Source organism: Rhodococcus sp. NPDC076796, assembly GCF_040702765.1.
GTDB lineage: Bacteria > Actinomycetota > Actinomycetes > Mycobacteriales > Mycobacteriaceae > Rhodococcoides.
In genome coordinates this window covers 486,790-508,654 of record NZ_JBFBMS010000001.1, presented here as the reverse complement: position 1 = coordinate 508,654, position 21,865 = coordinate 486,790, and the positions used below count along the sequence as shown (strand labels likewise).

The 21,865-nt window shown below is 66.4% G+C and carries 22 protein-coding genes and 1 riboswitch; of the genes, 8 read left to right on the top strand and 14 right to left on the bottom strand.

Annotated elements, in window-relative coordinates; genetic code table 11:
- Positions 1-86: 86 nt before the first annotated feature.
- Positions 87-1,136, bottom strand: coding sequence for an iron-siderophore ABC transporter substrate-binding protein (locus AB0366_RS02450; RefSeq protein ID WP_366242570.1), 1,050 nt, complete (start codon positions 1,134-1,136; stop codon positions 87-89).
- Positions 1,137-1,387: 251 nt separating this feature from the next.
- On the opposite strand from AB0366_RS02450, the gene AB0366_RS02445 reads away from it, so the two are divergent.
- Complete coding sequence (locus tag AB0366_RS02445) at positions 1,388-2,479, top strand: 3-deoxy-7-phosphoheptulonate synthase (RefSeq protein WP_366242569.1); 1,092 nt, start codon at positions 1,388-1,390, stop codon at positions 2,477-2,479.
- On the opposite strand, the gene AB0366_RS02440 is transcribed toward AB0366_RS02445, so the two are convergent.
- Complete coding sequence (locus AB0366_RS02440; protein ID WP_366242568.1) at positions 2,476-3,096, bottom strand: alpha-ketoglutarate-dependent dioxygenase AlkB; 621 nt, start codon at positions 3,094-3,096, stop codon at positions 2,476-2,478. The genes AB0366_RS02445 and AB0366_RS02440 overlap by 4 nt on opposite strands.
- A 59-nt stretch (positions 3,097-3,155) precedes the next feature.
- On the opposite strand from AB0366_RS02440, the gene AB0366_RS02435 reads away from it, so the two are divergent.
- Positions 3,156-3,581 carry a VOC family protein gene (locus tag AB0366_RS02435; protein WP_366242567.1) on the top strand — a complete coding sequence of 142 codons (426 nt, stop codon included), beginning with the start codon at positions 3,156-3,158 and terminating at the stop codon, positions 3,579-3,581.
- An 11-nt stretch (positions 3,582-3,592) separates the two neighbouring features.
- Here AB0366_RS02435 and AB0366_RS02430 read toward each other — a convergent pair whose 3' ends face one another.
- Complete coding sequence (locus AB0366_RS02430) at positions 3,593-4,612, bottom strand: AraC family transcriptional regulator ligand-binding domain-containing protein (RefSeq protein ID WP_366242566.1); 1,020 nt, start codon at positions 4,610-4,612, stop codon at positions 3,593-3,595.
- On the bottom strand, positions 4,609-5,781 hold the full coding sequence (locus AB0366_RS02425; protein WP_366242565.1) for a pyridoxal phosphate-dependent aminotransferase: 1,173 nt from the start codon (positions 5,779-5,781) through the stop codon (positions 4,609-4,611). Before AB0366_RS02425 ends, AB0366_RS02430 begins: the two co-directional genes overlap by 4 nt.
- A 62-nt stretch (positions 5,782-5,843) precedes the next feature.
- Between AB0366_RS02425 and AB0366_RS02420 the strand changes: the two genes are divergently transcribed.
- Positions 5,844-6,830: an LLM class F420-dependent oxidoreductase gene (locus tag AB0366_RS02420; protein WP_366242564.1), complete on the top strand. Its 987-nt coding sequence runs from the start codon at positions 5,844-5,846 to the stop codon at positions 6,828-6,830.
- A 16-nt stretch (positions 6,831-6,846) separates the two neighbouring features.
- Here AB0366_RS02420 and AB0366_RS02415 read toward each other — a convergent pair whose 3' ends face one another.
- The 3 genes from AB0366_RS02415 to AB0366_RS02405 all read right to left on the bottom strand — a co-directional run bounded on the left by AB0366_RS02415 (position 6,847) and on the right by AB0366_RS02405 (position 11,591).
- Positions 6,847-7,515 (bottom strand): DUF3239 domain-containing protein, encoded by a 669-nt coding sequence (locus AB0366_RS02415; RefSeq protein ID WP_366242563.1) that lies wholly within the window; start codon positions 7,513-7,515, stop codon positions 6,847-6,849.
- A 40-nt stretch (positions 7,516-7,555) separates the two neighbouring features.
- A complete protein-coding gene (locus AB0366_RS02410; RefSeq protein ID WP_037187427.1) occupies positions 7,556-9,211 on the bottom strand; it encodes a DNA repair helicase XPB in 1,656 nt (551 codons plus the stop codon).
- 88 nt (positions 9,212-9,299) lie between these two features.
- Entirely contained in the window at positions 9,300-11,591 is a 2,292-nt protein-coding gene (locus tag AB0366_RS02405) for a helicase-associated domain-containing protein (RefSeq protein WP_366242562.1), read from the bottom strand.
- Between the two features lie 61 nt (positions 11,592-11,652).
- Here AB0366_RS02405 and AB0366_RS02400 point away from each other — a divergent pair, with 61 nt between their 5' ends.
- A complete protein-coding gene (locus AB0366_RS02400) occupies positions 11,653-11,841 on the top strand; it encodes a hypothetical protein (RefSeq protein WP_366242561.1) in 189 nt (62 codons plus the stop codon).
- A 78-nt stretch (positions 11,842-11,919) separates the two neighbouring features.
- Here the strand turns inward: AB0366_RS02400 and AB0366_RS02395 are convergent, their stop codons facing one another.
- The 3 genes from AB0366_RS02395 to AB0366_RS02385 form a co-directional block, all read right to left on the bottom strand.
- Positions 11,920-12,531 carry a resuscitation-promoting factor Rpf1 domain-containing protein gene (locus AB0366_RS02395; RefSeq protein ID WP_121870759.1) on the bottom strand — a complete coding sequence of 204 codons (612 nt, stop codon included), beginning with the start codon at positions 12,529-12,531 and terminating at the stop codon, positions 11,920-11,922.
- 8 nt (positions 12,532-12,539) lie between these two features.
- A riboswitch (cyclic di-AMP (ydaO/yuaA leader) is annotated at positions 12,540-12,747 on the bottom strand.
- A gap of 269 nt (positions 12,748-13,016) precedes the next feature.
- A complete protein-coding gene (locus tag AB0366_RS02390) occupies positions 13,017-13,391 on the bottom strand; it encodes a YccF domain-containing protein (protein WP_366242560.1) in 375 nt (124 codons plus the stop codon).
- A gap of 3 nt (positions 13,392-13,394) precedes the next feature.
- Entirely contained in the window at positions 13,395-13,613 is a 219-nt protein-coding gene (locus AB0366_RS02385) for a hypothetical protein (protein WP_037188795.1), read from the bottom strand.
- Positions 13,614-13,810: 197 nt separating this feature from the next.
- Between AB0366_RS02385 and AB0366_RS02380 the strand changes: the two genes are divergently transcribed.
- Positions 13,811-14,227 (top strand): cold-shock protein, encoded by a 417-nt coding sequence (locus AB0366_RS02380; RefSeq protein WP_008719325.1) that lies wholly within the window; start codon positions 13,811-13,813, stop codon positions 14,225-14,227.
- A gap of 13 nt (positions 14,228-14,240) precedes the next feature.
- On the opposite strand, the gene AB0366_RS02375 is transcribed toward AB0366_RS02380, so the two are convergent.
- From AB0366_RS02375 to AB0366_RS02365, 3 genes are read right to left on the bottom strand one after another with little or no spacing between them, the layout of a single operon-like run.
- A complete protein-coding gene (locus AB0366_RS02375) occupies positions 14,241-14,753 on the bottom strand; it encodes a DUF2771 domain-containing protein (protein ID WP_366242559.1) in 513 nt (170 codons plus the stop codon).
- Positions 14,750-16,486 carry an MFS transporter gene (locus tag AB0366_RS02370; protein WP_366242558.1) on the bottom strand — a complete coding sequence of 579 codons (1,737 nt, stop codon included), beginning with the start codon at positions 16,484-16,486 and terminating at the stop codon, positions 14,750-14,752. The genes AB0366_RS02375 and AB0366_RS02370 overlap by 4 nt, the downstream gene beginning before the upstream one ends.
- A gap of 4 nt (positions 16,487-16,490) precedes the next feature.
- The gene (locus tag AB0366_RS02365; protein WP_366242557.1) at positions 16,491-17,330 is read right to left on the bottom strand and encodes a glutaminyl-peptide cyclotransferase; all 840 of its coding nucleotides are present in this window, start codon (positions 17,328-17,330) and stop codon (positions 16,491-16,493) included.
- A gap of 32 nt (positions 17,331-17,362) precedes the next feature.
- Between AB0366_RS02365 and AB0366_RS02360 the strand changes: the two genes are divergently transcribed.
- The 3 genes from AB0366_RS02360 to AB0366_RS02350 are packed head-to-tail and all read left to right on the top strand — an operon-like array spanning position 17,363 to position 21,610.
- Entirely contained in the window at positions 17,363-18,343 is a 981-nt protein-coding gene (locus AB0366_RS02360; RefSeq protein WP_366242556.1) for a DUF3027 domain-containing protein, read from the top strand.
- 23 nt (positions 18,344-18,366) lie between these two features.
- Positions 18,367-21,069: an ATP-binding protein gene (locus AB0366_RS02355; protein WP_366242555.1), complete on the top strand. Its 2,703-nt coding sequence runs from the start codon at positions 18,367-18,369 to the stop codon at positions 21,067-21,069.
- Positions 21,059-21,610: a phosphatase PAP2 family protein gene (locus tag AB0366_RS02350; protein WP_366242554.1), complete on the top strand. Its 552-nt coding sequence runs from the start codon at positions 21,059-21,061 to the stop codon at positions 21,608-21,610. The genes AB0366_RS02355 and AB0366_RS02350 overlap by 11 nt, the downstream gene beginning before the upstream one ends.
- On the opposite strand, the gene AB0366_RS02345 is transcribed toward AB0366_RS02350, so the two are convergent.
- Positions 21,579-21,722 carry a hypothetical protein gene (locus AB0366_RS02345; RefSeq protein WP_167327272.1) on the bottom strand — a complete coding sequence of 48 codons (144 nt, stop codon included), beginning with the start codon at positions 21,720-21,722 and terminating at the stop codon, positions 21,579-21,581. The two genes, AB0366_RS02350 and AB0366_RS02345, sit on opposite strands and share 32 nt — an antisense overlap.
- Positions 21,723-21,865 lie beyond the last annotated feature (143 nt).

The window sequence follows — 21,865 nt, the reverse complement described above, 5'->3', positions numbered from 1 at the left end:
TAGTGCACGGTTAAGTTGTGCGCAACCTACCTGTCCGATGTGAGCGAAACTTCGTAGCCTGCTACGAAGTTCTGTGCACAATGGGGTCAGCTCTGCAGGGCGCTCTTCAGGCCGTCGAGCACGATGGTTGCCGCCGTCGGCCCGGCGTTGAGGTACCACGGGTCGTCGTCGACTCGGACGATGTGATTCTCGGTTGCCGCGCTCATTCCGGTCCACAGCGGGTTGGTGGTGTACGACGCGGCGCTCGAATCGGCTCCGGCGTCCTGGCTGGAGACGAACACCCAGTCCGCGTTCGCCAGTTGAATTTCTTCCTCGCTGAAGTCCTGTGAGGTCTTGTCGAACTGCTGGCTTTCCGGGCGGGCCAGGCCGGCGTCCCAGGCAATGTATCCCGCGAACGACGGGATACCGAACACGCGTGCCCGATCGGCGGTGAAGCGGACGAACGAGACCGTGGGCGTGCCGCCATCGGCAACCGAATCACCCAGTGCCGCAGCGTCGGAGGCGTAGGTGTCGAGGAAGCTCTGCGCTTGCTCGGTGCGGCCCAGCGCGTCGCCGAGGAGGAGGAAGTCCTGCTTCCAGTTCACTCCGGTGCCCTCGGTGAGCACGGTCGGCGCGATGGTCGAGAGAGTCGAATAGATGTCCTCGGAGCCCGCCTTGTTCGCCAGGATGAGGTCCGGTTCGATGGCCGCGATCGCCTCGATGTCGACTTCCTGCCGGTTGCCGACGTCGACGAACTGCGCCATGCGATCTGCGTACTGCGGAAACGAGAAGCCGATGTAATCCGGTACCAGTGCGGCACCGTCTCCGTAGGCGACTCCGGTGGGTACGACGCCCAGAGTGAGGGCCGCGTCGAGCTGACCGGTGGCGATCACGACGATCTTCTTCGGTTCGGCGGGAATTTCGGTGGAGCCGCCGAAGTGGCCGACCGTGCGGGGGAACACTCCGTCCGCGGCACCCGAACCCATGCCGTCGGGGATGCCGGTGGGGCCGGGTGCGTCCGTAGCCGCGTCGTCGGAGGAGGTGGCCGACGCCGTGCTGGTTGCGGGAGAGGCCGTCTGCTCGGCGGTACCGCCGCAGGCAACTGTGGTCAGTGCGGTGACCGCGGCGATCGTGGTGGCCAGGAGTAGACGTTTCACTTCGTTCTCTTTCACAGGGCGGGCGTAACCAGGTAAGCCTATCCTGAACCGGATCGGGTTGAGGTCCGCGGTTCATTCGTCTGCTACGGTGCTTTTCATGCAGCGCACGTATTTCTGGTTTAGCAGGCCGGCCCCGGGTGGGTCAGCCAGCGACGCCATGCGCTGACCCTCCACCCCACGAGCCGGATACAGACCGGCTCGAAGTGCGTGTGGAGCATGAAGAGCCGGCCTGGGAACAGGAACGCCCTCTCATGACACTCTCTCTCGACACCCCACCTCTCGACGATCAGCGGACCATCAGTATCAGTCCGCTGGTTGCCCCGTCGGTGCTGCGCCGCGAACATGCTGTGGACGACGCGATCTCGGCCACCGTCAGAACCGGGCGCGCCGGCGTGGTCGACGTGCTGGACGGCCGCGACGATCGGCTGATCGTCGTCGTGGGACCGTGCTCGGTGCACGACACCGACGCGGCCCTCGACTACGCCCGACGACTTGCGGCCAAGGCATCCGAACTGGGCGATCGCCTGCACATCGTCATGCGGGTCTACTTCGAGAAGCCGCGAACGACGCTGGGCTGGAAGGGCCTGATCAACGATCCGCACCTCGACGGCAGCTTCGACATCAATGCCGGTCTGCGCGTGGGACGTCAACTGCTGCTCGATATTTCCGCGCTCGGTCTGCCGGTCGGGTGCGAGTTCCTCGATCCGATCACCCCGCAGTACATCGCGGACCTGGTCAGCTACGGCGCAATCGGTGCGCGGACTGCGGCCAGTCAGGTGCATCGCCAGCTGTGCAGTGCGTTGTCGATGCCGGTGGGGATCAAGAACTCCACCGAGGGCGACATCCAGGTCGCGGTCGACGGCACCCGTGCTGCCGCAGCGAGCCACGTCTTCCCCGGCACCGATCTCGACGGCCAGGCGGCTCTGATCCGCACCGTCGGAAACCCGGACTGCCACGTCATTCTGCGCGGCGGCGTCGACGGACCGAACTACGACGCGGAATCGGTCGCCGATACCGTTGCGCGACTGCGTAAGTCGGGCCTGCCGGAGCGAGTGATCATCGACGCGAGCCACGGCAACAGCCGCAAGGACCACAACAAGCAGGTCGACGTGGTCACCGACGTGGCAGCGCGGGTCGCGGCAGGCGAACACGGCATCGTCGGTCTGATGCTCGAGAGCTTCCTGGTCGCGGGGCGTCAGGATCTCGAACTCGGCCACCGGGACGAGCTCGTGTACGGGCAGTCGATCACCGACGCCTGCCTCGATTGGGACACCACGGCAACGCAATTGGACACGTTGGCCGCAGCGGTCGAGCAGCGTCGAAGCTCGATCACCGCTCGTTAACGGACCCCGCGCGGTCGGAACTGGACGCTGATGCGTGGGCCGATCGCGCGGGTGGACTTGGGAATCGCATGCTCCCATGTCCGTTGACACGAGCCGCCCATCACCACCAGGTCTCCGTGACCGAGCGTGAACTTCAGCGACGTTCCGCCGCCGCGCGGTCGGAGCATGAGTTGCCGTGTGGCACCGAGCGATACGATCGCGACCATGGTGTCCTCGGTTGCGCTTCGGCCGATGTTGTCGCCGTGCCAGGCGACGCTGTCGGATCCGTCGCGGTAGTAGCACAGTCCGGCGGTGGCGAAGGATTCGCCGAGTTCGGTGCGGTAGTGATCGTCGAGGGCATCGCGTGCGCCGTACAGTGCTGCGTCGGGCCACCGCTCGCGCTCGGCGTAGAACCGAACCAGGCGCGGCACATCGACCACGCGGTCGTACATCTGCCTGCGCTCGGCTCGCCAGTCGACGGCGTCCACCAGCGAATCGAACAGGTGGGTATCGGCCAACCAGCCCGGGCGAACGTCCACCCACGCCCCGCGTGTGAGTTCGCGACGGGTGACGGACTCGAGCGACCCGACGCCACCGTCGGCGTCACCGAACAACGAGCCCTGCATGGCGAGCGACATGACCGTCACTGTATCGAACGTGCGTTCCCATTTCCAGTGAACGGCGGTACCGTGCCGTCATGGGATACACATTTCAAGTCGTCGTCGACAGTGCCAACGCCCATTCACTGGCGAAGTGGTGGGCGCAGACTCTGGGCTGGCAGGTCGAACCCAGCAACGAGGACTTCATTCGTGAGATGGTCGCCGCTGGGCACGCCCGCGAAGAGGACACGATCACGTTCGAGGGCGTTCTCGTGTGGCAGGCGGGCGCGGGAATCGTCGATCCCGAGTCGCCCGGCAGCCCGCGGGTGTTGTTCCAGTCGATCGCCGAGCCGAAATCGGTGAAGAATCGGTTGCACCTCGACATTCGCGTCGGCGACGAGCGCGAGACGGTGGTCACGCAACTTCAAGCACGGGGTGCATCGGTACTGCATCGAGGAGATCAGGGCCCCAGTGTCTGGATCACCATGACCGATCCCGAGGGCAACGAGTTCTGCGTCAGCTGAGACGGTGTCCGCTACCGATATGCGCCGGGGGTCTGGCCGGTCCACCGCTTGAAGGCCCGGCGGAAGGCGCTGGGCTCGGAGAACCCCAATCGGGTCGAGATGTCGTCGACGCTGTCGCCGCGGCTCAGCCCGGAGATCGCCGCATCGCGCAGCACTTCTTCGCGCAGTTGGTTGATGGAGGTGCCCTCCTGCCGAAGAATGCGTCGCAGGTGCGGTGGGCTGATGTTCAGCATTGCGGCGATTTCCTCGGTTCCCGGTGCGCCACCTTTGAATCCGGTTTCCAGGGCGCGGCGAACCTGGCTCGACGCAGTGCTGTCGTAGTCTCGGGACGAGAACAGTAGATTGGGCGACTCCGCGAGATAGTCCGCCAAGGTCGCCTCGGTCTGCACGATCGGTGCCCGCATCACCGCGCTGTCGAATTCCAGTGTGGCGAGGTCGGTTCCGAACTCCACGTGGGTTCCGAAGATGGCGTCGTACATCTTTCCCGCTTCGGGTCCCGGCAGTGGGTAGGGCAGTTGCACCGACAGAAGTTTGACCCGGTTACCGATGAGCCACGCCGCGAATCGGTGCAGCAGAATCAACAGGAAGTCGGTCAGAAGTCGCTCGGCGAGTTCGTTGCCTTCCGGGCTCAGGTGAGTGGTGGGAGTGACGTGCACGGTCAACACCGTGGATTCCTCGGTTCGCTCCATCGTCATGGGGCGCACCGGAATCAGCACCCGCATGGTCTCGGACATCCGAACCAGCGCAGCCCACAGGTTCTCGGTGTGGATGAGTGTCTGACACACCACGCGAAAGCTCCCGCGCCGCACCGGTACTGCGGCGAGACCGAACAATTCGTCGCCGGTCATCGCCCAGACCGCCTGGGTGAACGCGGTGACCTGCCGGGTGGTCAGCCGCTCCGCCGGGTTGTCGAGGATGGTGGAACCGATGCCGGCCATCGACAGCGGGTAGGTCAGGTCCACCCCGCTCTTCGTCGCGAGGTCGACGGCCTGCCTGACGAAGTAGGCCGGGATCGTCGGTTGCGCAGTCACAACTTCCGTAGCCTCTCGGCCGCGTCGGCGAGCACCTCGTCCTGCTTGCAGAAAGCGAAGCGCACCAACGACTTCCACGGAGCGGGCTCGTCGACGAACGCGGTCACCGGAACCGCCGCGACGCCGACCAGGTCCGGTAGGGCACGGCAGAATTCGTAGGCGTCACCGCGCCCGATCGGGGCGATGTCGGCACAGACGAAATATGTTCCCGCGCTGTATTTCACATCCGCTCCTGCGGCGGCGAGAGCAGTCGAGAGCGTGTCCCGCTTGCGTTGCAGGCCGTCGCGCATGGCCGCTATCCACGCCTGCTCGTGCTCCAACGCGTAGGCCACAGCCGGTTGGAAGGGAGTGCCGCCGACGAAGCTCATGAACTGTTTGGCGGCGCGGACGGCGTCGATCAGTTCGGCAGGCCCCAGCGCCCAGCCCGTCTTCCATCCGGTGGCGTTGAAGGTCTTGGCGGCACTCGACACGGTGACGGTTCGCTCGAACATCCCGGGCAGGGTCGCGATCGGCGTGTGCACGCGGCCGTCGAAGACGAGGTGCTCGTAGACCTCGTCGGTGAGGACCAGCAGATCGTGCGCCACGGCGATGTCGGCGATGCGGATCATGGTGTCGCGGTCGAAGACCGTGCCGGTGGGGTTGTGCGGAGAATTGACGATCAGCATGCGCGTGCGCGGCCCGATGGCGCGTTCGAGGGCGTCGGTGTCGACGGTCCACCCATTGCCGTCGGCGACCAGCGACACGGCGGTTCGGGTGGCACCGGCGAGAGCGATGGCGGCCGCGTAGGAGTCGTAGAACGGCTCGATCAGCAGGACGTCGTCGCCCGGTTCGATCAGCCCGAGGAGCGACGCCGAGATCGCCTCGGTGGCACCGACGGTGACGAGTATCTGCGAATCGGGGTCGTAGCTCAGACCGAATCGAGCCGACCTGTCGTCGGCGATGGCAGCGCGCAGCACCGACATGCCAGGGCCGGGGGAGTACTGGTTCAGGCCGCTCGCGATGGCCTCACGCGCGGCCTCGAGCATGGCCGGTGGGCCGTCGGTATCGGGGAAGCCCTGCCCGAGGTTGACGGCCTTCTTCTCGACGGCGAGTGCGGTCATCTCGGCGAAGATCGTCGATGCGAACGGGCGCAACCGTGCCACTGTGCGCGAGGGGTACAACTCGGACATTCCTGCAGCGTAGTTCACAGACGGCAGACGGTCGTTCGCCCTGCGTCTGTACTGTGCCTGTCATGCGTTTCGGATTGTTCGTGCCACAGGGGTGGCGTCTCGATCTCGTCGGTATCGACCCTGCCCGGCAGTGGAGTGCGATGCGTGACCACGCGCTCGCCGCCGAGGCCGGTCCGTGGGAATCGCTGTGGGTGTACGACCACTTCCACACCGTTCCCACCGCGACCGACGAGGCGACGCACGAGGCATGGTCGCTGATGTCCGCTCTGGCCGCAACCACCTCGCGGATCAGGCTCGGGCAGATGTGCACGGCGATGGCGTACCGCAACCCGGCCTACCTCGCCAAAGTTGCTGCCACCGTGGACATCGTTTCCGGCGGCCGCGTCGAGATGGGCATCGGCGGCGGCTGGCACGAGCACGAGTTCCGTGCCTACGGCTACGGGTTTCCCTCTGCCGGAGAACGATTGGGCAGGCTCGACGAGGGCGTGCAGATCTTCAAGCAGGCATGGACGGCCGGGGAGGTGTTCCTCGACGGTAAGTACTACGAGATCGACGGTGCCGTGGTGCGACCCCTGCCGTTGCAGGAGGGCGGCATCCCGCTGTGGATCGCGGGCGGCGGCGAGAAGGTCACTCTGAAGATCGCCGCGAAGTACGCGAACTACACCAACTTCGACGGAACCCCCAGCGGATTCGCCGGCAAATCTGCTCTGCTGCGCGAGCATTGTGCAACCGTGGGTACCGATTTCGATGCCATCGTCCGCTCGGCCAACTACAACGTCGCGATCGGCGCAACCGAGGCCGAGGTGGAAGACAGACTGCGCGCGCTCGAGAGTCGCCTGACCGAGTACGTGGGTGCCGAGAAGGCACACAGTGCACTCGACGCGTACCGCGGCATGCCCGCAGTGGGAACTCCGGAGCAGATCGTCGAAAACTTGTCGGCGCTGCAGGAGCAGGGGATGACGTACGGCATCTTCTACTTCCCCGAAGCGGCCTACGACCGCTCCGGCATCGAACTCTTCGAGCGGGAAGTCATACCCGCACTGGCCTAGGTCGTTGTTGCAGGCTCTAGCGCAGGTCGTCGGGAAGATCCGCAGGATCGATGAGCAACTGTTGGTTCTTGGCCGTGCGGACCTTCTCCGACAGGCCGATGTTGGCGTGCAGCAACGCCCACTCGCCCTCGGTGATCTCCCGGGCGGCGCGCGCGAGGACCGCCTTGTCGGTGGTTCCCCATGCGATGGGCATCGCCGAGGCCAACTGCCACGTTCGCCCACCGGTGTTTCGGCCGCGGTCTGCGAGAACCGACACCGCAGGCACCTGTGCGCCCCGCTCGACGGCGTGGCCGGGAAGCGCCCGTACGACGCGGGTGATCAACACGTAGTGCGGCTCGTCCACCTCCGGCTTCCCGATGTCGACCAGGGCCAGCAGTATCGCTCCACCCGGTAGCTTCTCGGCCACCACCGCCGGCACGAGATCGCCTGCTGCATATTGCGATTCGATGGAACCCATCTTTCGGGGTGCCCACAGCATCACCCAGAGCGAGGTGGCCGCGCCGATCAGGAACACCGCGCCGAGGATGTACGACCACGGGGCCGCGATCCAGATGAACCAGGCACCCAGCGCGATGAGGAACACGGCGGTGAGTGCGGCAGAGGAACGTAGCCGACGAAGCTCGGTGAACGTCTCGTTGACCGACTTCGCGTGGGCTACGTCTACGGGGAACTCGAACTTGCGCACAGAGGTATTCCTAGCACGGCCGTCGAGTCGACCCGAAGTCTCAGATCGCCGGACCGAGCAGATCGTCCGCGTCGGTGATGCGGTAGGCGTAGCCCTGTTCGGCAAGGAAACGCTGGCGGTGGGCTGCGTACTCGGCGTCGAGGGTGTCGCGGGAGACCACCGAATAGAAGTGCGCCTGACCGCCGTCGTGCTTCGGCCGGAGCAGTCGGCCGAGGCGCTGCGCCTCTTCCTGCCTGGAGCCGAACGTTCCCGAAACCTGCACTGCGACGGAGGCTTCCGGAAGGTCGATCGAGAAGTTCGCCACCTTGCTCACCACGAGCGTCTGGATCTCGCCCTTGCGGAACGCGTCGAACAGCACTTCGCGTTCCTTGTTCTTGGTCGAGCCCTGAATGACCGGAGCGTTCAGCGCTTCACCGAGCTCGTTCAACTGGTCGAGGTACGCGCCGATGACCAACGTCGGAGCGTCCTGGTGTTTGGCGAGGATCGACTTCACGACGGCGATCTTGGTGTGCGCCGTCGAGCACAGCTTGTAGCGCTCTTCGGGCTCGGCGACCGCGTACGACATGCGCTCGGCATCGGTGAGGGTGACGCGAACCTCGATGCACTCGGCCGGCGCGATCCAGCCCTGTGCCTCGATGTCCTTCCACGGTGCGTCGTACCGCTTGGGTCCGATCAGCGAGAAGACGTCGCCCTCGCGGCCGTCCTCGCGGACGAGCGTCGCGGTGAGGCCGAGGCGTCGACGCGACTGCAGATCGGCTGTCATGCGGAACACCGGCGCGGGGAGCAGATGCACCTCGTCGTAGATCACCAATCCCCAGTCGCGGGAATCGAAGAGTTCGAGGTGCTTGTACTCACCCTTGGTGCGACGCGTGATCACCTGGTACGTGGCGATTGTCACAGGGCGAATCTCTTTGCGTTCTCCCGAATACTCGCCGATCTCCTCCTCGGTGAGCGAGGTACGTGCGATGAGTTCGCGCTTCCACTGCCGACCGGCGACGGTGTTGGTGACCAGAATCAGCGTGGTCGCCTTGGCTCTGGCCATTGCGGCTGCGCCGACCATCGTCTTGCCCGCGCCACAGGGCAGTACGACGACGCCCGAGCCGCCGGCCCAGAACGAATCGGCCGCCATCTCCTGGTAGTCGCGCAGTGTCCAGTTGCCGCCCTCGGTGTCGAGCTCGATGGGGTGGGCTTCGCCGTCGACGTAGCCGGCGAGGTCCTCGGCAGGCCAGCCGATCTTGAGCAACATCTGCTTCACGTGGCCGCGTTCGCTCGGATGCACGATCACCGTGTCCTCGTCGACCATCGCGCCGAGCATGGGCGCAATCTTCTTGTGGCGCATCACCTCTGTGAGCACCGCGCGGTCCAGGCTGATGAGTACCAGGCCGTGGATCGGGCTCTTGACCAACTGCAACCGGCCGTAGCGCGCCATGGTGTCGACGATGTCGACCAGCAGCGGCTGCGGCACCGCGTAACGGGAGAAATTGACCAGCGCGTCGACCACCTGCTCGGCGTCGTGGCCTGCGGCACGTGCGTTCCACAGCGCCAGCGGGGTGATGCGATAGGTGTGCACGTGCTCGGGGGCACGTTCGAGCTCCGCGAACGGTGCGATGGCCGCCCGCGCTGCGCCCGCGAGTTCGTGATCGACCTCGAGCAACAGCGTTTTGTCGGACTGGACGATCAGCGGGCCGTCGGTCACGGTTCCTCCTAGAGACATCTGCTGCGCCCGAAAGAGCGCAACTTCTCCATTGTCCACAGGTAGGGGCGTGCGTGCACGTGAGCCCGGTCTACTCGACCAACGCGACCGAGGTGATCCGATGCAGGGTGAAGCGCCGAACCCCACCGGTGGCGGGGTCGAACGCGTCGAGTTGGCCGCCGCCGATGCTGATCGGATCGACGATGCGATGGGTCGCCACCCCCTGGGCGTCGACGTAGCCGATGCTCACGCTCCGTTTGACCTTCGCCGCGGTCTGCAGCAGCGTCATCGTCGCGGTGCTGCTGGCCCGAGATCCGTCGGCGCGCACCACTGCGCCGCCGTTGCCTGCCGCTCTGTCGGCAGCGCGCATTCCGCGCACCAACGAACCCAGCTGTTCCTCGGTGGGGACGGCCGGAGTGCGGAACGCCTGGCGTGGCCGCCTCGCCGATACCCTCGACCCGCGGGCACGCAGATCGACGATCGTGCCGGACGAGTCCTCGCCCGCAGGCGCGAACCCCGCTCCGGCCAGGACCGTCAGCACCTCGGCGAGCGGGGCCTGCGAGATCGCGACGGTCGGAGCCAGCGCTCGCAGGGCCAGCGATTCGGCTGCCGGGGACGCCATCACCTCGGCCAGCAAGGCCGGGTCCTCGCACCGAACGAACGACGCGGCGACGCCTGCTCGTAGGCGGCCGTGCCGACGAGCCACGTCGTCGATCAGGTAGGTCAGGGCCTGCGGCACCGGGGTTCGTGAGTGGGTGGCGAACAACGAGTGCAGCTCGGAGGCGGTCAGTCCCACATCGAGAGCGCGGCGCAGGCTGGTGTCGCTGATCCTGTACATCGTGGCTGCGCCCGCGGACTCCACATCGGCGACCAGTTCGATTCGATCCTGCAGGTCCGGTTCGAGCGGGCCCGGTGCCACCAGGGTGAGGTCGGCCTGCACCAGGACGTAGTCGATGGGCTCGGGCAGGGCCGCACGCATGTCGGCCTCGGCATTGCCGTCGTGCAGCAGGGAGCGGCCAGGGGTCGAGATCGCCCCACGGGCGACGATACCGAGAGCCGTTGCTTCGGCGAGAACGTGTCCGACGGGCGTGACGCCGAAGCGCCCGGACCATCGTGGTCGACGCCACGCCAGGGTGCGGGCGAGGTCGGCGGGCTGCGCTGCGTGTCCGCTGCCGAGTTCGGCGAGCAATTCCAGGACCATCCGTCGATCCCGCGGTGCGGCCGGAGAGCGGACTTCCTCGGACAGGGCGGCGATGGGTTTGTCGTTGGGGTCACGCATCCCGATGACCCACGGTGCTCGCGGCACTTCGAGCCAGGCGGCGGCGAGGGTGTGCCAGCGGGCCGCCGGGGCTGCGGTGAGCCATGCGTCGACAGCCGGGGTCGGTGCCCAGTAGTCGTCGCCGTTGTCGGACGCAGGCACCGGGTCCGGTGTTCCGCTCGAGATGAGGTGGGCGGCGGCCAGCAACTCGACGAGGATGCTCACTCGATCGTCGTCGAGGCCGGTCGCCTTGGTGATCTTGCGGAGCTCGCGCACGCCCAGGCCGCCGGCCTTGAGCGCGGGGGCAGGCGAGGCCGACAACGCCTCGAGCACGGCCACGCAGTGTCGGCCCAGCTCGAGTGCCTCTCCTGCGGCAGCGGCGTCGACATCGGCGAGCGTGTGGGTGCTGGTGGCGAGCTTGGGTTCGGCGAGCGAGCGCGGGTCCGACATCGGTTCGCCGCGCAGGATCTGCCCGACCTGGACGGGAAGCTCGACGGTTTGCTCGTCCAACCAGATCAGCAGCCCTGCGGCGAGCAGCTTCTGGACGGGTCGATCCGGCGGCGTGCCCGGTGCGGCGTCTCGGGTGCGGCCGGTCGGGGACGATCTGGCGAGGGTGTCGAGAAGGCTGCGTTCGCCGTCTCCGAGTTCGGCCAGGGCCGCGGTGATGTGTGATTCGGTGAGGTTGTCCACCGGGTCGAGTGCGCGGCCGATTCGCCACGGCACCGCGTCCGCTGCTGTGGCGCTGATCCGGAAGCCGGCTGCGTCGCCCCACACCAGCAAGCGTTCGCGCAGCTGGGCCAGTGCCTTGTCCACACTCTTGGCCGGTGCGCGTCTGGCGATCACTGCCAGTAGCGCGGCGCGGGTGACGGGTCGCTCGTACGCCTCTTCGATGGCGAGGATCTCGAGCACCGTCAGAGCGAGGGTGTCGAGGGTGTCCGCGGTGTGCAGGATCGACCGGCGCTGCTCGGCCCGTCCGGCCAGCACGGCCAGGGATGCGGGCGGCGGCGCGGTCAGATCCGGACGCAGCGACATGGCCTTGATCAGCTCGGCGTCGCTGCGAGCTGCGATCCACTGAGGCAGATCAGGGGGCGTGTCGGTGTGTCGGTGCGCAGTCGTGTCGGTCATCGTCTATCAGATTAGAGACCTGGGCTGGTGCTTGCCGCAGGGCAGGTGTCAAAATAGGCGCATGGTGAACAAGTCGAAGAAGCCCTATGTCGATCCAGGCTGGCCGGAAACCGCTCGCGGTGACCACGCGGTGACCGAACTCTCGTCCGCTCGATCGGGTAGCTTGTCACCCTTCGGCGAGGACACCGAGTTCCCGCTGCCCGTCGAAGACCTCCCCTACGCCCATCCGGTGACCGTGGTCAATCGCTAGCTGCGGCCCTCGACCCACGAAAAAGCCCCCGACATTCGTCGGGGGCTTTTTTCGTACGAGCTGAACCGTCGCGGGCGCTTACTGGGGCAGGAACGCCTTGTTGGCCTGGTAGAAGTTCACGATCTGCGGATCGAGCTGGATGCCCTGGGCCGCGTTCTGCACGAACGAGGCGATCTGCGGATCGTTGGTGATGTTCTGGACGGCGGTGACGATGCCCTCGACGACCTCGGCCGAGTTGTCGACTGCCGGGATGGACGCCAGGTCGGGCAGTGCGGGAACTTCCGGTGCCTTGGGGGTGACCGGAACGCTGCGCTCGGTGGGCGCGCTGTTCAGTCCGAGGCTCGAGGAGCAGGACGGCCATGCGCCCCAGCCCTGCGAGTCGAGGACCTTCTCTGCGACTGCGATCTGCTCTTCGCGGCTGGCCTGGTTGGCCGTGGCCGCGTACTGCTGGCCGCCGTGCGCGTTCCAGGTGCTGGGGGAGAACTGCAACCCGCCCTGGTAGCCGTTGCCGGTGTTGATGCCCCAGTTGCCGCCGGCTTCACACTGTGCCAGGCGGTCCCAGTCGGAATCCGGTGCCGCGTTGGCGGTACCGGTGAAGGCGATGCTTGCCGTGCCCATGATGGCTCCGGTGACTGCGACCTTTGCAACGGTCTTGCCAGTGGTGCTCGGCTTACGATGACGTCCGCTCATACGAGTTGAAATCCTCTCCACACGCGCCTGCGAGGTCAGCTGTCGGGTTCGGGCTGAGAGGTAGCCCGGCCTTTTCGCTCACTCCTGCGAGTGGGCAATTGGGCTTCACCCCAAGGGAAGTCGGTGCGGCTTCGTGAGTCGCTACAACTTCCCGGTTGTCCGTGGAGGACGTGGGTCCCCCGTCCTCGTCCCCTGGGTGATCGTCGAGGGTGTTCCGGTTCCCGCGGGACGAGGTTTGGCGCTGCGGGCCGGAATTCGGCCGAACTTTCCGGCCGCTGCTGACCGTACTGAAATTCCCGCCTTACGTCACTATTTGGTAACTGTCGATTTCGGGGCGTCGCCGAGAGCACATTTTGTACCTCTTTCGGGTCTCTCGAGTCGGCCCAGCTAGTGGACGTGCCGGGCATTGAACCCCTGTCCGTTGCCTGTCCGTTACCGGAGCGTGATGTGATGGAAGTCACATCGGCTTGAGCCGGTTCGGAAGGTCACCGAACGGCAACGATGTCCTTGCCGAGGGGCATCGGGGATACGGGAATCATCTTCAGGTTCGCGATCGCCAACGGAATGCCGATGATGGTGATCGCCATCGCGACGGCAGTGACCACGTGAGTCAGGGCCAGCCACCAACCGGCCAGAATCAGCCAGAGCACGTTCCCGACGAGCGCGCCGGATCCGGACCCCGGCTTGTCGACGATCGTCGACCCGAACGGCCACAGCGCGTAGACGCCGATGCGGAACGACGCGATGCCGAACGGGATGGTCACGATCAGGATGCACAGCAGCAGTCCGGCGAGGAAATAGCCCAGCGCCAGCCACAGGCCGCCGAAGACCAGCCAGATGACGTTCAGTATCAATCGCATGGTCTACCGGGCCCGTCGTCCGGATGCCAACGCGTACACCAGGGCCAGCACGAAGCCGGTCGGCGCGGAGAACATGGCCGTCAGGTACAGCCCGAGTGGGGGCTTGGCGTCGGAGAAGATCGGAAACATCAGGATCGCGACGATGGCGACGAGGCCGATCGCGAACAGGGCCAGCGCGATGCGCAGCAGAGCGGTGCTGCTCTTACGGGTCGTTGTGTCCACGTGCACCACGGTAGTGCGAAGCGGGGCACTGTGAAGAGCGTGGTGCGGGGAACAACTCGAATGCTCTATCCGGGCTCACCGCGCTAGACTGACGTATTCGCGTCCTACGTTCTCGTGGGGCGCGAAACTCGTGCGGGCCGAACATCGGTCACACGGCAACGCAACCAACGACAGCAACAGATGAACGGGTGAGCTCAGTGCCGACCGGCAAGGTGAAGTGGTACGACGTCGACAAGGGATTCGGATTCCTCTCGCAGGAGGAAGGCGAGGACGTCTACGTGCGTTCCTCGGCGCTGCCCGAGGGCGTCGAGGGCCTCAAAGCCGGTCAGCGAGTCGAGTTCGGAATGGCCGCGGGACGTCGCGGACCGCAGGCACTGAGCCTGAAGGTGCTCGAGCCGGCACCGTCGGTGCGTCAGAACACCGGCAGCACCCGCCGCGAACCCGTCGAGCGCAAGCACACACCCGACGAGCTGCACGGGATGGTCGAGGACATGATCACACTGCTCGAAGCGACCGTGCAGCCCGAGCTCCGCAAGGGCAAGTACCCGGACCGCAAGATCGCGCAGCGCATCTCCGAGGTGGTCCGGGCCGTCGCCCGCGAGCTCGACAGCTGATCGCTCGGCCGACCTACGGGCGCGTGCCGATCGACCAGATGGCGTGGCTGACGAAGCCCTCCTGATTGGTATCGGTGTCGATGATGCCGGTGGGCAGACGAACTTCGATCCCCAGCAGGGTCCGGTCGCTGTCGTCCGTGGTGGGCACCGTGACGCTGAGCCTGGTTCCGGGTTCGTTGAACTCGCTGTTCTCGACGACGTTCCCGCTGTCGTCGCCGTAGATCAGGGCGAGTACCCACGGCGCCGAGTAGACGGCCTCGGGGAGTGAGAGCTGCACCGTCGGGGCTTTGCCGACCCGAATCTCGGTGGTCTCTCCCACGTTGGTGCACAACGGGTCGCTGACGGCGCAGTACAGGTACGGCTCGACGTCGACGGCCCGGCCGTTGGAGTAGGCGGCGACGGTCGGCTCCTTCTCCGGTGCGTTTCCGATCAGCAGGGCGAGCACCGCTACGAACGCAACGGCGACGACGAGCAGACCCGCGGCGGTCAGGGCGGCGATCTTCTTGGTGCGGGGAGCGAGATTCACTTGGTCACGTTTTCGCCGAAGGAACCGTCGGACACTTCTTGTTCGACGTGGTCGGGGCGGTTGCCGCCGAATCCGGGTAGGAGCGATCTGCCGCGGTAGGTGAGGAATGTCTGCACGAGCCCGATCGTAAGCAACACCGAGACCACGGTGAAACCGAGCCAGTACTCGGTGGGGAGCAGGACGCCGAGCGTGCCGCCGAGGACCCAGCACAGCTGCATGACGGTTTCCGATCGGCCGAATCCCGACGCGATCGACTCCGGCGGCAGATCGGCCTGCAGGGACGCATCGAGGGAGACCTTGGCGAGTGCGCTGGCGCTCGACGCGACGAGCGCGGCCACCGCTGCGGTGAGCAGGCTGTCGGTGACCGCGGCGACGACGGCCACCACCGTGACTGCGAGGGTGCAGCGAAGAACCACCAGGGACGGCCGGCCGAGCTTGATCCTGGCACCGAGCGCGTTGCCCGAGAAGTTGCCGAGACCGGCGGCGGCTCCGACGAGTCCGAGCATCGCGGCCTGCTGAAGCGGCTCGTGTTCGGTACGGGATTTGGCGACGAACGCGATGTAGAGCGTCAGGAAGCCGGTGAGAATGCGGATGGTGCCGTTGCCCCACAGACCGACGATGACCGCTCGACCCAGGGGCTGTCTGCGGTTCTTGGTGCTGCTCGACGTCGGCGGGGACGAGGCCGCGCGGCGGAGGTTCTCGGTGGGGGCACCGCTTCCGGCGTAATCGCGTCCACCGTGCTGATCGGCGTGGTAGCTCAGCGTCGCAGGCACTTCACCCTCGGTGATCTCCACCCAGGACGGGATGCGCATGCTCAGATAGGCGCCGAGCACGGTGATCGTGGCGACGAACCACAGGGCTCCCGGCGAGCCCGCGACGAACGCGATACCGCCGGCGAGCGCACCGGCCGCGATGGTGCCGCCGAGCAGACCGAACACCGTAAGACGGGAGTTGACGCGCACGAGGTCGATCTCCGGAGGCAGTACTCGCGGTGTCACCGCGCTCTTGAGCACCGCAAAGGACTTGCTGAGGACGAGCATGCCGAGCGCGGCCGGATACAACACCCAGCTGTCGAAGTTGAACACCAGCACCACCGCCAGCACGGTGCGCAACCCGAAGGAGGTGGCGAGCGCGATGCGTCGGCCTTGCTGCAATCGGTCGAGCAGCGGTCCGATGAGCGGCGCGATCAACGCGAACGGCGCGATGGTGATGACGAGATAGAGCGCGACCTTGGTCTTGTCCTCACCGGTGGCGGCCGAGAAGAAGAGTGTGTTGGCCAATGCGATCGCCAGCGCGGCGTCCGAGGCGAAGTTGGCCATGGTCGCGTAGGTGAGTGCCGTCAGACCGGACTTGTCGGCACCGTCGGCCTTCGCGGCTCGCTGGAACGATGCGATGCCCTTGCCGGTCAGTTCGCGTCCGCGCATGGCGGCGACGCGGGTGACGGTCAGCTTCTTGGGCATCGGCGGCGGCTTGCGTGGGCCGGACTTGCCACGCGCCGCAGTGATCTGCTCGGTCCGCGGCGGGTGCAACGGCGGCAAGGGCTGACGCCGACTCGGAACATGCGTGGACGCGAGAGGAACAGCGGGCGGGTAGTTCGCCAGACCGGGGTGCTCGAGCGGGTCAGGAGCGGAGCCTGCGGAGTGACCGGCTGGGTCAGGAGCGGAGCCCGCGGAGTGATCCTGTTCTGAATCGTCCGCACCCGGTGGGGTGTGGGGGAGACGTGGATCGGTCACGGGGTCAATTCTGTCCTACCGGCGCGGTATCGGTGAATCGCACCTCGAAGATCTTGGGCCAGTATTTGCCGGTCACGAGGAACCGGTCGGTGCCGGGGATCTGCGCGATGCCGTTGAACACGTCGGCACCGCCTCGTTCGGAGGCCGACATCGAATTCCACAGTGGGGTGCCGTCGATGACTGCGGTCACCGCGCCGGTGGCCGGGTCGATACGCATGATGTCGAACGTCTGCCACACGTTGGCGTACACCGATCCGTCATCGGCGCATTCGAGTTCGTTGAGCCGCTCGACGGGATTGCCGTCGAGGGTGACGTCGACGGTGTTCTCGGCATCGAACGACGTGGGGTCGCGGAAGGTGAGGGTGGACGAGCCGTCGCTCATCACGAGGCGGTCATCCGGCGTCTGCGTGCACAGCCCCCAGCCTTCGCCGTCGTAGTTCACCCGGCGTCGTTCGGCGAGGGTGTTCGGGTCTCGGGCGATTGCGACGCCGTCCTGCCAGGTGATCTGCCACAGGGTGTCGCCGTCGACGGTGATGCCTTCGCCGAACAGGTCGGCCGGCAGATCCACGCGATCGAGTTCGGTCATGTTCTCGAGCGATGTCCGCCTGACGAACGAGGAGCCTTCCAGTCCGGTGCCCTCGTAGAGCACGTCGCCGTCGATCTCGAAGCCCTGGGTGAACGCGTCGTTGCTGCGGTCGTATTCGCGCACGATCTCGGTGGTCAGTGTCGGAACCGAGTCGGACGTCACCGGGGTCGGCTGCGTCGTCGACGAGCAGGCGGACACAGCGAGCAGCGAGGTCACGAGGGCAGCGCAGGTGCGAGCACGGACGGTCATTGCACCCATGATGGCAGCCCGAACTGGGCGTCACCGAGTCGATGCGGCAAACTGAATGTGTGAGTTTCGTATCTTCTCCAGAGCTCGATTCCATCCGCCCCGTCTTGGCCGATGCCGTGGACCTCGCGCGGCAGGCTCTGCTCGACCTGGGAGAGGGCGGTATCGGCGAGTACCTCGGGGTCACCGCCGAAGACTCCAGTGCGGCCACCCACCGGTTCGCCAGCGATCTCGAGGGGTACCGCGGGTGGCAGTGGGCCGTCGTGGTCGCCGCCCCGGAGGACGCGGACCACGCCACGGTCAGCGAGCTGGTTCTGCTTCCGGGCCCCGATGCTCTCGTGGCACCGACCTGGGTGCCCTGGGACGAGCGCATCCGACCCGGCGACCTGGGACCCGGCGATCTGCTGTCTCCGCGCCAGGACGATCCGCGGCTCGTGCCCGGGTACGTCGGATCCGGTGACCCTGCCATCGACGAGGTGGCGGGCGAGATCGGTCTGGGCCGAGCCAAGGTCACCAGCCTCGAAGGACGCCTCGACGCCGCCCAGCGCTGGCACGACGGCGACTTCGGTCCCGATACCGAGATGGCCAAGGCTGCGCCGTCGACCTGCGGGCTGTGTGGTTTCTACCTCCCCCTCGCCGGTTCGCTCTCCGCCGCATTCGGGGTGTGCGGCAACGAATTCGCGGCCGACGGACACGTGGTGCATGCCGAGTACGGCTGTGGAGCGCACTCCGACACCGAACTCCCCACCGGAGCCGGATCGCCGCAATTCGAGCCGTACGACGACGCTGCACTCGACGTCGTCGCATCGCCGGTCGCCCCGGTCGAGCCGGCTGCAGTTGCCGAGACAGCCGACAGCGTCGAGACCGTCGACACGACCGACACCGTCGAAACCACGGGAGAGGCCCCGGAAGAGTCGGGGGCTGCCGAGGTCGTTGCGGACGACGAGGCCGACACAATCGCCGATGATGCGTCGAATACCACCGATCTTGCTGCGCAGGAAGAAGCTTCGGCATCTCCGAGCTGATCGATCCGTTCGATACCGGGTCGTTGCGGGAGTCGATTCTCGCGGCGTGGGGCTCTTCTCCCACCCGGCTTCGGGAGGATTCGGCGTCCGAGTCCGATCTGGTGCGCGGGGGCTACCGCGATCGTCTGCTCACCGAGTTGACGCAGAACGCAGCCGACGCCGCTCAGCGAGCCGGGGTCCCGGGCCGCTTGGCCGTGTGGACCGATGACGTCGGTGCCGTGCATGTGGCCAATACCGGTGCTGCGCTGGATGTCTCGGGCGTGCACGCGTTGACCGCCTTGAGGGCGTCGGGCAAGGCTGCTGCGGATTCGGGCGTCGGGCAGTTCGGAGTCGGGTTCACTGCCGTGCGTTCGGTATCCGACGAGATCGAGGTGCGATCCCGCGGCGGCGGCGTGGCGTTCAGCGCGCGGCGCACGCTCGAGGCGTTGCGTGAGCGAGACCTGCTCGCGCCCGATACCGGCGTTCCGGTGCTGCGGCTCGCGTGGCCGGTCGACGCCCCGCCCGCTGATGGGTTCGATACCGAGATCGTGTTGACAGTGCGAGCCGACGTGGCTGTGGAGTCTTTCGCCGCAGGCTTTGCCGACGAGGCGGTCGACCTGCTGCTCGAACTGGAGGCGTTGAACTCCGTCGAGATCGATGGTGTCGTGATCGACTGCGTCAGAACGGAACTCGACGACAGCAGCGCCGAGGTCGCGATCGGATCGCGAACCTGGCGGCAGTTCGTCACCCCGGCTGCCCGGTGGCTCGCTCCGGTCGTCGACGGTCTGCCCGTTCCTGCGCCGCCCGATGTGTTGCGCGCTCCGACTCGCTCGGACGAGCTGATGTCTCTGCCCGCGTTGGTCATTGCCGATGTGCCGATGCAACCCGATCGGCGACGCGTGTTGCCCGGTGTCTCGTTCGACGCGGTAGCGCACGGATACGCGGACTTCGTGGCCTCGCTACCTGCCGTATCCAGGGTGTCGTTCGTGCCCGAGGTCGGATTCGCTCGCAGCGAGGTCGACGGCGCACTGCGTGAGCTGATATTCCGTCGATTGTCCAGTGCACCATGGCTTCCCGGTGCCGACGGACGCGACCTGGTGCCCGAGCGGGCGAACGTGGTCGCCGACGCCACCGAGGAACTCGTCTCGGCGCTGATCGATGTCGTACCGAATTTGGTCGACGCATCACTGTCCGGTACGCGGCACGCGTCGGCGCTCGCGGCAGTGGGTGTGCACCGGATCGGGTTGGCGAGGCTGGCGGAGATGGTCGGTGGGCTCGATCGCGAGCCGAGTTGGTGGCGTCGACTGTTCGACGCGTTGGTCCCACTCGTGGTCGACGGTGTGGCTGCGGAAGAGCTTGCTGCGCTGCCTGTTCCGCTCGCAGACGGTCGTACGGTGACCGGTCCACGGACGACGGTGATCGGCTCCGACGCCTCGGCTGCGGTCACCTGGGTCCGGTTGGTGCATCCGGATGCGGTGAGTCCGCTGCTGACGCGGCTTGGTGCCCGTGAGGCGACTGCGACCGAATTGCTCACCGACCCGGCGCTCGAGGCGGCTCTGGACGATCTCGACTGGGACGAGAGCGAGGAGGTCGACGAGCTGGTCGCCGCCGTGCTCGCGCTGGCGGGAGAGGCGGGCGAATTACCGGGTTGGCTGGGCGGCCTGCCCCTCGCGGACGACGAGGGCGAATTGCGCAGCGCCGACGAATTGTTGCTTCCCGGAGCGCCGTTGGCGGATCTGCTGATCGATGATTCGCCGTTCGGCGTACTCGCGACTGCGGTGGTGGACAGGTTCGGTGAGCGGGCGCTGCGAGCAGTGGGCGTCGGGTGGGGTTTCTCGGTGGTGCGTGACGAACTGCCGACTGGGCCGGATCACGATCTCGACGACGAGTCGGCGTGGTGGTCGAGTCTGGCCGAGGAGCCGGAGACGCTCCTCGCGGTCCGGGATCTCGACCTCGTCCGATCGGACGGATGGTCCGAGGCGATGACCGTGCTGCTCGACGATCCGAGCACCCGCGCGGCACTGATCGATCGTGACGGCTACACCGCGTGGTGGATCGGACGGCATGCGCGACTGCACGGTTCGCGTCCGATCGAGTTCCGGGCACCGTCGGACGAAACGTTCGCCGGGTTGCTCGATCCACTGGATCATCCACGTGCCGACGAACTGCAGGCGGTGCTCAGCGCGCCGATCTGCGAGAACGCCGAGACTGCTCGTGTGCTGCTGGCAGCGCTGTCGGATCCACAGCGGAGTCCTACCCCTGCGGTGATCGCGCGCACCCACACGCTCATCGCCACCGCTGTTGCAGAGCGGCGCATCGAGGTCTCGGACATCGATCCACCGGATCGTGTCCGCACGCTCGGCGGCGCGGTGGTGGACGCGTCGGATGCGCTCGTGATCGACGCTCCGTGGCTGGCGAGCGTGGTTCCACCGGAGGTCGCCGTGCTCTCGGACATGGCCACCGCTGCCGCACTGGCAGATGTTCTCGACATCAGGCACGCGTCGGAGGCGATCAGCGGAGAAGTGCTCGGAACCGGACGCGTCAGCTCCTGGGATCGCGAACCCGGAGCCGTGTCCGCCTGTGCCGTACTGGGATTGCCGCTGCCATCAGGAGGGGTGGTGGTGCATCGCGAACTCGTGGTGCGGCTGTCCGGTGAGGTGAGCGGAGACAAAGTAGTCCCGTGGTGGGTGACCGCCGACGGAACGGTCCACTGCACGGAGAGTTGGGAGCGACCTCGTGGGGCTTGACGGTGTGATCCTGGACTGGATGGTCGAGCACCGAGTCGGGTGGGTCACGACGATGTTCTGGATCATCACCACGGTGGGCAACACGTTCATGATGTTCGTGTTGTCGACGGCGGCGTGGGCTGCGTTGCTGACATCCAAGAGGCCAGTCGACGCATGGATGGTCGCGGGCTCGATGCTGACCGGGTGGGGTCTGATGAATGCGCTCAAGTTCGCGTTCGCGCGGGAGCGGCCACCGATTCCGGAGCGGCTGGTGGATATTGCGAGCCATTCGTTTCCGTCGGGCCACGCGATGATGTCGATGGTGCTTGCCACGGTGGCGATCGCGGTGATGCTGCGATCGCCGAATCCGTGGCTGCATCGGCCGGTACTGCTCGTGCTACCTGTGGTCGCGTCCCTGCTGATCGGATTCTCTCGGATCTACCTGGGTGCGCATTGGACCACGGACGTGCTGGCCGGCTGGGTGTTCGGTGCCCTGTGGGGGCTGGGGTGGATCTATGCCGTCAGGCTGATCAGCGCGAGAAATCCGAGCGCTGTGCGATGACGAGCAGCTCGTCGCGCATGGCCGGGCTGGAGACAGCGTTGGCGCGTGCGTAGAGGGCGCGGAGCGAGCGGACGTGGTTACGGCGATTGCGGTACTGAGCGACGAACTTCATGGCCTGTGCTTTCGTGGATCGAGAGGTTTATCTGAACTGACATAACCCATGGTCCACGTTAACTTTGTGTTACTCAACCGGCTGACGGGTTAGTTTGCCCACGTCAGGGGGCTTGCGGTGATCGAGCTAACGTGATCCTGATC